The organism is Rhodococcus sp. BH4, from assembly GCF_002079265.1.
Lineage (GTDB): Bacteria > Actinomycetota > Actinomycetes > Mycobacteriales > Mycobacteriaceae > Rhodococcus_F > Rhodococcus_F qingshengii.
Window position 1 is genome coordinate 6,097,669 of record NZ_CP014941.1, and the last position, 12,865, is coordinate 6,110,533.

General features: G+C 62.9%; 11 protein-coding genes and 1 pseudogene. 11 read left to right on the forward strand and 1 reads right to left on the reverse strand.

The annotated features are described in order from the left end of the window. Positions 1-118: 118 nt before the first annotated feature. On the reverse strand, positions 119-1,045 hold the full coding sequence (locus A0W34_RS28315; protein WP_064074381.1) for a LacI family DNA-binding transcriptional regulator: 927 nt from the start codon (positions 1,043-1,045) through the stop codon (positions 119-121). A gap of 119 nt (positions 1,046-1,164) precedes the next feature. Between A0W34_RS28315 and A0W34_RS28320 the strand changes: the two genes are divergently transcribed. The 11 genes and pseudogenes from A0W34_RS28320 to A0W34_RS28370 all read left to right on the forward strand — a co-directional run bounded on the left by A0W34_RS28320 (position 1,165) and on the right by A0W34_RS28370 (position 12,747). Beyond that, positions 1,165-2,610, forward strand: a complete 1,446-nt coding sequence (locus A0W34_RS28320; protein ID WP_197486166.1) for an MFS transporter — start codon at positions 1,165-1,167, stop codon at positions 2,608-2,610. Between the two features lie 622 nt (positions 2,611-3,232). Further along, positions 3,233-3,754, forward strand: a pseudogene (locus A0W34_RS28325) (Hsp70 family protein); the annotation flags it as partial. An 8-nt stretch (positions 3,755-3,762) separates the two neighbouring features. Further along, entirely contained in the window at positions 3,763-4,287 is a 525-nt protein-coding gene (locus A0W34_RS28330; RefSeq protein ID WP_064113709.1) for a nucleotide exchange factor GrpE, read from the forward strand. Positions 4,288-4,293: 6 nt separating this feature from the next. After that, positions 4,294-5,199, forward strand: a complete 906-nt coding sequence (locus tag A0W34_RS28335) for a DnaJ C-terminal domain-containing protein (RefSeq protein WP_058227787.1) — start codon at positions 4,294-4,296, stop codon at positions 5,197-5,199. Beyond that, positions 5,196-5,525: a chaperone modulator CbpM gene (locus tag A0W34_RS28340; protein ID WP_020971358.1), complete on the forward strand. Its 330-nt coding sequence runs from the start codon at positions 5,196-5,198 to the stop codon at positions 5,523-5,525. The genes A0W34_RS28335 and A0W34_RS28340 overlap by 4 nt, the downstream gene beginning before the upstream one ends. Beyond that, positions 5,507-8,140 carry an ATP-dependent chaperone ClpB gene (gene clpB, locus A0W34_RS28345; RefSeq protein ID WP_081558671.1) on the forward strand — a complete coding sequence of 878 codons (2,634 nt, stop codon included), beginning with the start codon at positions 5,507-5,509 and terminating at the stop codon, positions 8,138-8,140. The genes A0W34_RS28340 and clpB overlap by 19 nt, the downstream gene beginning before the upstream one ends. Positions 8,141-8,156: 16 nt before the next feature. Continuing rightward, complete coding sequence (gene trxA, locus A0W34_RS28350; protein WP_007735549.1) at positions 8,157-8,609, forward strand: thioredoxin; 453 nt, start codon at positions 8,157-8,159, stop codon at positions 8,607-8,609. Beyond that, a complete protein-coding gene (locus A0W34_RS28355) occupies positions 8,606-8,872 on the forward strand; it encodes a UBP-type zinc finger domain-containing protein (protein WP_007735548.1) in 267 nt (88 codons plus the stop codon). The genes trxA and A0W34_RS28355 overlap by 4 nt, the downstream gene beginning before the upstream one ends. After that, complete coding sequence (locus A0W34_RS28360; protein WP_081558672.1) at positions 8,850-10,577, forward strand: FAD-dependent oxidoreductase; 1,728 nt, start codon at positions 8,850-8,852, stop codon at positions 10,575-10,577. The genes A0W34_RS28355 and A0W34_RS28360 overlap by 23 nt, the downstream gene beginning before the upstream one ends. A gap of 13 nt (positions 10,578-10,590) precedes the next feature. After that, positions 10,591-11,031: a DUF1931 family protein gene (locus A0W34_RS28365; protein WP_024487875.1), complete on the forward strand. Its 441-nt coding sequence runs from the start codon at positions 10,591-10,593 to the stop codon at positions 11,029-11,031. A 1,254-nt stretch (positions 11,032-12,285) separates the two neighbouring features. Next, entirely contained in the window at positions 12,286-12,747 is a 462-nt protein-coding gene (locus A0W34_RS28370; RefSeq protein WP_047272442.1) for an Hsp20/alpha crystallin family protein, read from the forward strand. The last annotated feature ends 118 nt before the right edge of the window (positions 12,748-12,865 follow it).

The window sequence follows — 12,865 nt, forward strand, 5'->3', positions numbered from 1 at the left end:
CTTGCGCATGCCAGCCTGAGCGACCACCACGATCAGCGCCACCGGTACCACGGCCGGTATCCGCCAGAGCACGGCAGTGGATCATGCTCGCCGCAGAGCGATACCCGACTCCGGAACCTCACGCTGTCGCTCTCACAATGACCCGCCCGGGAATGAGATCTACGTCCGAGATATCGATCCCGAGGGCACCGCGTGCTGCGAGACGCCCGTGGGCTTCGGCGTCGGTGTGGACGGTTGTCAGTGGTGGGGTCGCGAGTGCCCCGTATTCGGTGGCGTCGAACCCGATGACAGCCAGGTCGCGAGGCGCTGTGAGTTTCAGATCTCTCATGGCTGCCAGAGTTCGCAGCGCGACGTCGTCGTCGAAAGCCGCGACCGCTGTCACCGTGGGGTTGGACGCGCGAAACTCCTGCAGTGCATCGGTTCCGGCGTCCCTCGGTGACGGCATCGTGAAGGATGTGAGCGGTGCCAAGTCGAGCGCTGCAGCGGACTCGCGTGCGAACCGTAGACGGACGTCACGCAGGTCGGTGCCATGACTGGGCAGTGCCATAGCGATGTTGGTGTGGCCGCGGCTGGCCAGGTGGTTGATCTGTAGCGCAGAAGTCGCGGCCAGACCTCCTGTCCAACTGCCGTCGTCGCGTTCGTTGCCGTTCAGATATGCCTCCCCGAATGTCAGGACGGCCCGCGGTGTTATCGCGTCGACAACCTGCCGGGTCGATTCCGCGGAGGAGGGCCCGAATTTGACAAGCAGAACGTGCTGGTGGGCGGCGAGTTCGTCGTCGAGGCCGCGAATGTAGCTACGTGAATAGTTGCTCTCTCGTCCGATTGCGATGTTGAGGACGACGATGCGCGACGACCCCTCGCGGAGAGCGCGAGCGGTCCCGTGTGGCACGTAGCCGAGGTCGCGCGCGGCTTGCTGGACGCGCTCCCGCGTGGCGATCGGGATGGTCTGCTTCGGATTGTTGTTGAGCACGAAACTCACAGTGGTCACAGATACTCCACTGGCCGCAGCGACGTCACGCAAGGTCGTCCGCGTCGTACTTCGCATTTCCAGCTCCTATCGGCAGCCCTCACTGTATCGGTCTGCGGCCGACCCATCTGTTACCTTTTCACTATATCGATTTACTATATCGATTTAGTGCACATTCGAGAAGGAGTCACACCCCAATGTCGTCATCCATCACCGAGCATGCGGAAGACATGCCTGGGACTATCGACGAGCACCGCAGCCGGGAAATGACCATCGGTCTCGCCGTGCTTGGCGTGTTCGTCACGTACGTCCCGATCACTGCTGTCGCCGTTGCGCTCACCACTATCGGCAACGCCACGGGTGCCAGTACCTCAGACCTCCAATGGGTCTCCGACTCCTACGTCATTCCCATGGCCGCCGCAGTCCTGTCAGCCGGAGTCTTCGGCGACCTCTACGGACGGCGACGCATCTACCTCATCGGTATGCTGCTGACGATCCTCGGAGCTGCCATCGCGGGAGTCGCGGGAACCTTGGCCGACGTCTCGACTATTCACCTCCTGTGGGCCGGGCAAGCCGTATCCGGGCTGGGCGCAGGTATGTTGCTGCCCACCACGCTCGCGCTCATCGGGCACGCTGTACCCAACCCTCGCGAGCGTGGCAAGTTCATCGGACTCTGGGCTACCGGAATGATGCTTGGCCTCGCACTCGGGCCACTGGTGGCCGGCGGCATCCTGGAGTTCGCAGAGTGGGGATGGATCTTCGCTCCGACTGCGGTTCTGGCGGCCGGAGCGGGCATGTTCGCGATCGCCAAACTGCCTGAATCCCAGTCACCCAAAGGTCGTCACCTGGACTGGCCCGGACAGATCTCGGCGACGATCGCGATCGCTTCCTCGATCTACGGCATCATCGAGGGTGGCGCCAGCGGGTGGACCTCACCTCACGCGATAATCGGCCTCGGGGTTGCAGCGGTTGCCTTCGCTACATTCGTGATCATCGAACTCCGTGCCACCACGCCGCTGATGAATTTAGCGCTGTTCCGTGCGCCCACGTTCTCGGCAGCGGGCTTCTCAGCGTTCATCGCACTGTTCTCGATTGTCGGCAGCATGTTCCTTCTCAGCCTCTTCCTTGGGTCCGTTCAGCAGCTCTCGCCGCTCGAAATAGGCTGGCGGCTACTGTTTGTCACCGGCATCGGCGCCCTGATCAACCCTCTTGTGGGCTTGACGATGCATCGGTTCAATGCAATGACACTCCTTGCGGGCGGACTGGCTTTGGCTGCGGTAGGAATGCTGCTCCTGACCGTAGTCGACGAGTCGACCGGGTTTGCCGACCTCGCGTGGCGCCTTGCGATTTACGGCTTTTCCGTTGCTGTCATGATGACCTCGGTATCAACGGCAGCAATCAACGCTGTGCCTTGGCACCTCGCAGGCATGGCTGCAGCCGCGAATACCGCCATGAGGCAGTACGGCGGGGCACTCGGACCGGCCGTTCTCGGTGCCGTCTTCGCGATCCGGGTCAATGGCGGCGCCAATCCGGCGGCCGCGTTTCATACCGCATTGATCCTGACAGCAGTCTTACTGGCCATCGCTGCCACCGGCTGTTTAGTCGCTTCCCGCAGTTCCGCCAATCCCACGAACCATCTCTGAGGGTTCTGCCCGGACCGGCGCTCCACATTTACCCGACGTGGAGCGCCGGCCCACCATGCAGGAGAGATAACGCGGCTCGGGACTCAGGGCCCAGCAGACGCGTCGAACACGAAAAAACGGCCTGAAACCAACCCCTTCACACAGAGTGTCGAGTGTCCGCCAAGAACACGAAAGTGCCACGGCAGGTCGAACTCATCGGAATCGGCCTTTCACGTAGTACCCACGGGTGGTGCAAGGAGGAAAGCGATTTCAAACCGCCGGGATCGGACGACCGCGCACATCCTCGCCGTCAACCGGATCCGGGGCAGAGACGAGGGCCTGGACATCGGCACAGACTTTAATCCTCCACCGCGAGCGGACGAAAACCATGGGTACCACAGCTGCCAGCTACGCCGCACCTTCCGACAACCCTGGCAGCGAACCCACAGGTAACCATCGCCATGGTTCGACTACAACGAATGTGACCGCGACTTCCCCTAGCCTTCCGAGCACCCCTGAGGGCACCACTCACCCGAACACATTTGCCCGCAAAGATCGTCCATGTCGTATCCAAGCTCAGCTGTCGCTGATGTAACGAAACAAACACTGACGCTTTGCCACAACGACATCATGATGTGTTCGGCGGCTGGAAGACATCCGCCCCGCGCCACGTGGCGAGGCCCAGGTGGAAGTCATTTTCGACATCGACGCCAACGGCATCCTGAACGTCACCGCTCGCGACAAGGATACCGGCAAGGAACAGAGCATCACGATCAGTGAACAGGGCAACCTGGATCAGGGTGAGGTCGAGCGCATGTTGGCGGAGGCCGAACGGAACCGGGGTGAGGACGAGGCGCTGCGCAAGGCGGTCGACGCGCGCAACGGGCTCGATTCGGTTGCGTATCAAGTGGAGCGGCGACTCGCCGAACTCGGTGACAGTGCCCCGCCGCATGAGAAGGCGCGGGCCGAGATGCTGGTTGCCGACGCCCGAAAGGCCGTGCAGGACGGCGCTTCACCCGAAGAGGTTCAGCCCCTCACCTCGGAGCTGCAACAGCTGCTCTACGGACTTGTGCCGGACCAGTCGGACGACGGGCAAGCAGGCGGCGCTGATGCTGCGTCGTCGGATGACGGCGACGTGATCGACGCCGAATTCGATCGAAGCTGAGGCGCACGATGGAAATGTCTGCAGATCATTCGACGACTGAGCCGACTGACAACAGCGCCGACACGGATCAAAGCAAGACCGAGTCCGATCGCGCCGAGACGGCAGACGAGCTGTCTCAACTCGAGGACCGTTGGCGCAGGGCCGTCGCAGATCTGGACAACCTGCGCAAGCGATACGCCAAAGATCTGGACCGTGAACGCGCCGCGGAAGTAGCGAAGGTTTCGGCGGCGTGGCTGCCGATACTGGACAACTTGGAGCTTGCGCTTGCACACGCAGGCAGCGATCCGCAGGCCGTCGTCGAAGGTGTGAAGGCGATCCGGGACCAGGCGGTACAGGTGCTCTCACGACTCGGCTTCGAGCGCCACGACGAGGCCGGTGTGCCGTTCTCCCCGGAACTCCACGAGGTGGTCAGTGTGGTAACCCGACCCGACCTTCCATCCGGGACCGTGGTCGAGGTCTTGCGCCCGGGTTATGGAGAGGACGGGCGACAGTTGCGGCCCGCCGCGGTGGTCGTCAGCCGCCCAGAGGGGTGAGCACCGATGGCCCGTGACTACTACGAAGTACTCGGCGTACCGAAGGGCGCCGGCACCGACGAAATTCAGCAGGCGTACCGCAAGCTGGCCCGCAAGTACCACCCCGATGTGAACAAGGATCCCACTGCGGAGGACAGGTTCAAGGAGGTCAACGAGGCCTATCAGGTGTTGTCCGACCCGGACACCCGGAAACGCTATGACCGATTCGGTGACGACTTCCGGCATGTACCCGAGGATTACGACGAACGGGTGCGGGCAAACGCCGCCGGGTACGGCGGTGGCGGGAGACGGGTGCACTTCGGCCACGGTGTCGGTGGTGAGGGTGCCGTCGACTTCGAAGACCTCTTCGGGCAGATGTTCGGCGGAGGCGGTGGGTTCGGACCGATTCCCGGCGCCGATCAGGAGGCCGAACTGGAACTGGCTCTGGAAGAGGCCTATCAGGGCGGAAAACGCACTCTCAGACTGGACGGACGGCAGTATGACGTCGACATTCCAGCCGGCGTCCTGGACGGCCAGCGAATCCGGTTGGCCGGGCAAGGAGGCCGAGGCAACGGTGACGCGCCGCCTGGGGATCTGTACCTCGTGGTGCGGATCAAACCGCATTCACGGTTCCGCGTGCAGGGTCGGGACATCTACGTCGATCTGCCCGTATCGCCATGGGAGGCGGTTCTCGGGTCGACAGTCGTCGTTCCCACACCGGGCGGAGAGGCGAAAGTCAAAGTGGTGCCTGGCTCTTCGACTGGTAGGAAGCTGCGCCTGCGCGGAGAGGGAATGCCGAATCCGCGCGGTGCCAACGGCAACCTCTACGCCGAAATCAAGGTGATGGTTCCGCCGAAACCGACAGCACGTGAACGCGAACTGTTCGAGCAGTTGGGCGCCGAATCGAACTTCAATCCGAGGAAAGAGACATGAGCACCTCAACGCCGATTACTCAGTACGTATTGGTTCGCCGTACCGGATTGTCGCCGGACGCCTTCGCCGAACGTACTGGCCTGCACCCGGATCTGGCACGAAAACTCGTGGCTCTCGGACTGCTCGACGCCCACCGCTACGCCGGCGGAGAGATGTCGTTCGACCCATCCGAAGTGACCCACGCCGCACGCATCCAACGACTGCGGACGGGTCTGGGTCTCAACTACTCGGCAATCGGGCTCGTGCTCGATCTGCTGGATCGAATCGAAAGACTCGAAACAGCGGCCCGCAGAAGGAGGACATCCTCATGGACACCGGCAGCTTGACCGAAAAGTCACGAGAAGCCTTGCAGGAAGCCCAGAATGTTGCGACCAGAATGGGCCACACCGAAGTCGACGGAGAGCACCTGCTGCTCGCATTGGTCGATCAGCAGGATGGGTTGGTGCCCCGACTGCTCGAACAGGCCGGCGCGAATGTCGAAGCACTTCGATCCGATCTGGATCGTGAACTGTCGCGTAGGCCGAAGGTCAGCGGCCCCGGCGCGACCCCCGGTCAGGTGATGATCACCCAGCGTCTGGCCAAGCTGCTCGATGCCGCAGAGCGGGAGGCGAAGAGACTCAAGGATTCCTACGTGTCGGTGGAGCATCTTGTGATGGCCCTCTCCGAGGAAGGATCGGCCAGCGCGGCCGGGCGGGTCCTCGCCAGTCACGGGGTCACACGGGACGCCTTCCTCACAGCGCTGACGAAGGTGCGCGGCAATCAGCGTGTCACGTCGGCAACCCCGGAGGGGGCGTACGAGGCATTGGAGAAGTACGGGCGCGACCTCGTCTCCGAGGGACGGGCAGGCAAACTCGATCCGGTCATCGGCCGGGATGCCGAGATACGCAGGGTAACTCAGATCTTGAGCCGGAAAACGAAGAACAACCCGGTGCTGATCGGCGACCCCGGTGTAGGTAAGACTGCGATTGTCGAGGGTCTCGCCCAGCGGATCGTCCGCGGCGACGTGCCCGAGGGCCTACGCGACAAGACGATCTTCTCGCTCGACATGGGTTCTCTGGTGGCCGGTGCGAAGTACCGCGGCGAGTTCGAGGAGCGACTGCAGGCCGTGCTGTCCGAGGTGAAGGCTGCCGAGGGGCGCATCCTGTTGTTCGTCGACGAGTTGCATACCGTGGTCGGAGCGGGCTCGGTCGGCGGCGAGGGGTCTCTCGATGCCGGCAACATGCTCAAACCGATGCTCGCACGCGGCGAACTGCACATGATCGGTGCCACCACTCTCGACGAGTATCGCAAGCACATCGAATCCGATGCGGCACTGGAGCGTCGATTCCAGACCGTTCTCGTCGACGAGCCCAGTGCCGAGGATGCGATCTCGATTCTGCGCGGACTTCGAGAACGCCTCGAGGTGTTCCATGGCGTGAAAATTCAAGACGGTGCATTGGTGGCCGCCGTGACCCTCTCGCACCGGTACATCACCGACCGCTTCCTTCCGGACAAGGCGATCGATCTCGTAGACGAGGCATGCGCTCGGCTCCGCACCGAAATCGATTCGATGCCTGCCGAACTCGACGAGCTCACCCGGAAGGTGACCCGTCTGGAGATCGAAGAGGCCGCACTGTCCAAGGAAACGGACGCGGCCAGCAAAGCGCGCCTCGAAGAATTGCGCAAGGAGCTGGCCGACCTGCGGGCCGAGGCAGACGCCCGGCACGCTCAATGGGAGGCGGAGCGGCAGGCGATCCGGCGGGTGCAAGAACTGCGAGGAGATTTGGAACGGTTGCGCGTCGAGGCCGAGGCCGCCGAACGCAACTACGACCTCAATCGGGCAGCCGAGTTGCGATACGGCGAGATCACCGAGCTCGAACGCCGGCTCGAGGCGGCGGAGGAGCAACTGGCCACCAGACAAGGCCGAAATCCGTTGCTGCGTGAAGTGGTCACCGAAGACGAGATCGCAGAGATCGTGGCCGCATGGACGGGTATCCCGGTCGCCCGGCTGCAAGAAGGTGAGCGGGAGAAGTTGTTGAAGCTCGACGAGATCCTGCACGAGCGGGTCGTCGGTCAGGACGAGGCGGTGCAACTGGTCGCGGACGCTGTGATCCGGGCGAGGTCCGGTATCCGTGATCCTCGTCGACCGATCGGTTCGTTCATTTTCCTGGGCCCGACGGGCGTCGGAAAGACCGAGCTTGCAAAGACATTGGCCAGCGCCCTATTCGACAGTGAAGACAACATGGTGCGCCTCGATATGAGCGACTACCAGGAACGGCACACGGTGAGTCGGCTCATCGGTGCACCTCCCGGATACGTCGGGTACGACGAAGGTGGCCAGCTCACCGAGGCGGTGCGGCGTAAGCCGTACTCCGTGGTGCTCTTCGACGAGATCGAGAAGGCCCACGCCGACGTCTTCAATACCCTACTGCAGGTGCTCGACGACGGCCGGATCACCGATTCTCAAGGGAGGCAAGTCGATTTCCGGAACACGGTGATCATCATGACCTCCAACATCGGATCCCAGCATCTCCTCGACGGGGTCACAGCCGACGGCGAAATCAAGCCGGACGCCAGGGAACGGGTGATGGCAGAACTGCGCGGGCATTTCCGCCCCGAATTCCTCAACCGGGTCGACGACATCGTGCTGTTCTCCCCACTCACCCTGCCCCAGATCGAGTACATAGTGGAACTGCAACTCACCGACCTTCGAAACAGGTTGTCGGAGAGACAGATACACCTGGAAATCACGCCGGAGGCACGCCGACTGATCGCCGAACACGGGTTCGACCCTGTCTACGGTGCGCGGCCGCTGCGCCGATACATCGCACACGAGGTCGAAACCAAGATCGGCCGTGCACTGTTGCGCGGCGAGATCAAACCGGACGGCACCATCAGCGTCACGGTGGACGGCGGCGAGCTTGCCGTCGCGTATGCCGAACCCGCCTTCGCGGCGGCCTGAGAAGAGGTAACTGGTCATGGGATCCGAAAAGGTGAAGTGCCCGAACTGCGGCAAGACCAACAACATCCCGGCAGCAGGGGAAGGAAAACCTCGCTGCGGCAACTGCCACGAGCCGCTGCCCTGGATCGCCGCGGCGGGAGACGGTGACTTCGCGGAGATCGTCGAAAAATCGTCGGTGCCTGTGCTCGTGGATCTGTGGGCGACGTGGTGCGGCCCGTGTCGCATGGTCAGCCCCGCGCTCGAGCAGCTCGCCAGAGAACACGCCGGCCAGATCAAGCTGGTCAAGGTCGACGTCGATGCTGCACCCCGGACGGCTGAACGATTCACCGTCCGCGCCGTGCCGACTCTGCTGGTGATGGACCGGGGTGAGGTTCTCGCTCGCCAGTCGGGCGCAGCTCCGGTCCCCCAGCTGCGCACGTGGCTCGATCAGGCGCTCTCGGAAAATGCCGGCGAGGAGGCGAAGTCATGAGTCCTGTCCATGCGGACCCACATGTAACCGCGATCCGGGCCGTGGTGCCCCGTACCCCGCAAGGCTGCGAGGAATGTCTTCGCCTCGGCACCCCGTGGGTGCATCTGAGGCTGTGCCTGACGTGCGGACACGTCGGTTGCTGCGACTCTTCGCCGGGCAGGCACGCGAGTGCTCACGCTCACGCCATCGGGCATCCGATCGTCCAGTCGATGGAGCCCGGCGAGGATTGGCGGTGGTGTTATGTCGACCAGAACTTCGTCTGAGGGCGCCTCACCCATCGGGTACAGCCCGCCGGTCGACGACGAGACCCCGGACGAGGAGGGCGCCTTCCCGCGGCTGACGGACGACCAGGTCGCAAAGCTCGAGGTCGGTGGCTCGCGTCGACCGGTTCACGCCGGCGAGGTGCTGATCCGAGAAGGCGCGCCTGACAACGATTTCGTCGTCGTCCTTTCCGGAAAGATCGCAGTCGTCGACGAAGGCGACGCGAACGGCGAGCGCCGGATACTGCGCGTGCACGGTCCTGGGCGTTTCCTGGGCGAGCTCGGACTCCTGGAAGGTCAGGTGGCGTTCTTCACCGCCGAAGCGATCGAGGACGGCGAGATACTCGTCGTCCCGGCCGAGCAGGTACGCGAGCTGATTGCCCACGATCCCGTGCTCAGCGATTTGATCCTGCGCGCCTACCTTGTGCGTCGGCACTTGCTGATCGGGCTCGGCTCCGGATTCCGGATAATCGGCTCCTGCTTCTCCCCGGATACGTTGCGACTTCGTGAGTTCGCGATGCGAAATCGTCTGCCCCACAAGTGGTTCGACTTGGAACAGGACGAACGAGTGGAGCAGCTGCTACGCAGCCTGAACGTCGCACCCGAGGACACACCCGTCGTGATCTGGCACGGCGAGAAGGTGCTGCGCAATCCGACGAATGCGGAACTCGCACGCGTCGTCGGGCTTCCTGTCCCGGCACCCGTCGCGGACGCAGCCAAGGACGTCTACAACCTCGTCGTCGTGGGTGCCGGACCGGCCGGCCTGGCCGCATCGGTGTACGGCGCCTCGGACGGGTTGAACACGGTGACGTTGGAGCGGATCGCTGCGGGCGGCCAAGCCAGTACCTCATCCCGGATCGAGAATTATCTGGGATTCCCCGCCGGGGTCTCCGGCTCCGAATTGGCCGAGCGAGCCGTGCTCCAGGCCGGGAAGTTCGGCGCCCGAATCCTGGTGTCGGCAGAAGTGACCGGTTTGGGATCCGAGGCCGGGAACCACGTGCTCCGACTGGCGGACGGCGGGTCGGTGCACGCCCGGGCCGTTGTGCTCGCCGCCGGGGCGCGGTACCGCAAGTTGGCCGTTCAGGGGATCGAGGCGCTGGAAGGAACAAGCGTGTACTACGCCGCAACGCATCAGGAAGCACGGATATGCGGCACCGACCCGATAGCCATCGTCGGTGGCGGCAACTCCGCCGGCCAGGCCGCCGTCTTCCTCGCCGAGCACGTCTCACAGGTGCACCTGCTCATCCGCGGCGATGACCTCGGGAAGAGCATGTCCCGATACCTGGTCGACCAGATCGAACACCATCCGCGGGTCACCGTGCACCGGCACACCGAGATTCGTGCGGTCCACGGCGAGAAATACCTCGAAGCAATTGCGGTCGAGGACAATCGCACCGGCGACCAGGACACGATTCGGGTGCGCGCCCTGTTCGTCTTCATCGGGGCAGTACCGCACACAGGGTGGCTTGCCGACGCGATCGCACTCGACGACCACGGCTTCGTCCTCACCGGTGTGGACGCGATCCACGCACGAGCGGACGGCAGCCTGCCAATCAACGGCGGCCTGTCCAGGACGCTCGAAACCAGCCTGCCCGGCCTGTTTGCGGCGGGCGACATCCGCCGCGGTTCGGTGAAACGAGTCGCATCCGCCGTCGGTGAAGGAGCGATGGCCGTACGCCAAATCCATGAATACTTCGAAAGGAGCTGACGACATGCCAGTAATGGGCACCGTGAAATTCCAGCGGTTCTTCAGGGCAGCGGCCGGACTGCAGGTCGACCGGAACGATCTCAAGCGCTATACCGATTTCATCGACGACAAGATCTACGACGTGATCCTGATCGGGAAAGCCTCCGCGAAAGCAAACTTGCGCGACGTGATCGAACCGTGGGACCTGCCGATCACCAAGGGATTACAGGAGAGCATTCACCGGTTCGAAAAACTCGACGAGGAGATCGAACTTCAACCGCTGCTCGATCAGCTCACGGCCCGCCCGCCCTTGGACGTGGCCCTCTCAGAGGAGACAGAGCAACGACTGCCGCTGATCGCAGGAGGGTTGAGCGTAGCGCTGGCGCAAACTTTCGCCACGGTCGAACCGGACCGCAAGAACCCCGGCACAGCCCAATGGACAGTCGCCTTCGACATCTTCCACCTACTTCTGTGATTACCACCCGTCCCGGCTGACAGCGCGTCTGAGTTCGAATATGCTGTCCGGCTGCGAAAATACCGGTGCGATTCAGAACTGCCTGTCAGTTGGCGTCGACGACGGAGGATTTCCGGCGAGAGGTGCGGTTTCCGCGCTCGATTCTCGAGCAGCGAGAACTCCAGTGAGGGACTCGATTACAGCCCTCAGATCTTCTGCCGTGAGCGAGTTCGGCTTACACGCCGAACCTCTGACACCGGTAATCCGCGTGGCCAGGCGGCGAGCAGAACTTGTCGATCGGCGATCACTCCTTCGGCTCATCTGAGAACCTTTCGTCTTCACTTTCTCGATCCCCGCATCGGGCGGGCCCTGAGCACTTCTGGGCGCGCACAGCTCAAGGCCCGGCAAGGAGACCAGCGAGGGTGATATGGCCTTGCCTTGACGAACACCCGCCCGATTGTTTGCCCCCTCGAACGGAACGGGTGCCCCCGACCCGACGAAGGTTATTGCGCACTGCTTGTAGACGACAGGGTCGAAAGTCCCAGTTCCATTGTGATGAGCAAGCTTTGACGGTGGCCGAAGTGTTCTCCCTTACAGCCGGTTCGGTGTGTGCACGAACACGGACATCGTTCGCAGCGACTCCGACGAACGAGCACCCGCGATGTTCGATGCCCGATCCACCCGCAAACATCGGGAAAAGACCTATTTTGCAAAAGCATTCGGAACAGACGTCTGCAAACCAAATACCAGGAACGGGCCACCTTTCCAGGCACCGCGGCTACTGCGCCGCTAGCGTGACGACCAAGATGTTCACCTTGCCATGCAAACGGCCATGTCACTTCTTGGCATCGAAGGCGACTGAACATGATTTATACCGATCGCACTGTTTATGGTTGAAGATGTGCGGACGACATGAACGTCGACTTCGCACGGATAGTGGGTCATCGGTGTTGTGTGCTCAATGCCGACGTCGGTCATACGCCCCGACTCGCACACGCAGAGTCGGGGCTCCGGCGGATCCGTTGCCGCACCGCCGCTACTGACGAAGTGCCGTACCGCGCCGCCCGCTTCGAATCGAGGCCGAAGGCGGCCACCGCTTTTGTCGGGACCAGGCAAAGCAGCGATCTTCAGGGACCGGAACACTTCCCCAAAGCTTCTGGCACTCTCGGTTGCAGAGTGCTAATTCGTGTGGTTATCATGTTCTCGCACAGTAAGTTCGGTCAACCGCCACAGTGGCGGTGACCTTTCTTTTCACGACATGGGAGGTGTGTTGCTGTGCTTCGTTTCGATCCTTTCACCGACATCGACGCGATCACCAAGTCCGTACTCGCCGCGGGAACCGGCAACGGACGCAGTCCACGGTTCATGCCGATGGACCTCTACAAGGTCGAGGACCAGTACGTCCTGCACGCCGATCTTCCGGGCGTCGACCCAGGATCAGTGGGCGTCCACATCGACGGCTCGACCCTGACGTTGACCGCGCACCGCACCGCCCTCTCCGAAGAGGGTGTGAGCTGGCTGGCGAGTGAGCGTTTCGCTGGAACATACAAACGGCAGCTGTCCATCAGCGACGACATCGACGCCCAACAGATCGAGGCCTCGTACGACAACGGCGTGTTGACGGTGACGTTGCCGATCGCAGAGAAGGCGAAACCGCGGCGGATCGAGGTCTCCTCCGGACCACCCTCCCGAACCGATAACGCCGGATCGACAACACAGGTGCAGATCGAAGCCTGATCCGCCTGGCCCGAACACCGCTTTGATGGTGGGGTGACTCCCGAGGACACGCGATGGGTTCTCGGGCCTCACCCACCATCGTTTCGATCTCCCACTGCACACCCGTGGCGCACACCGG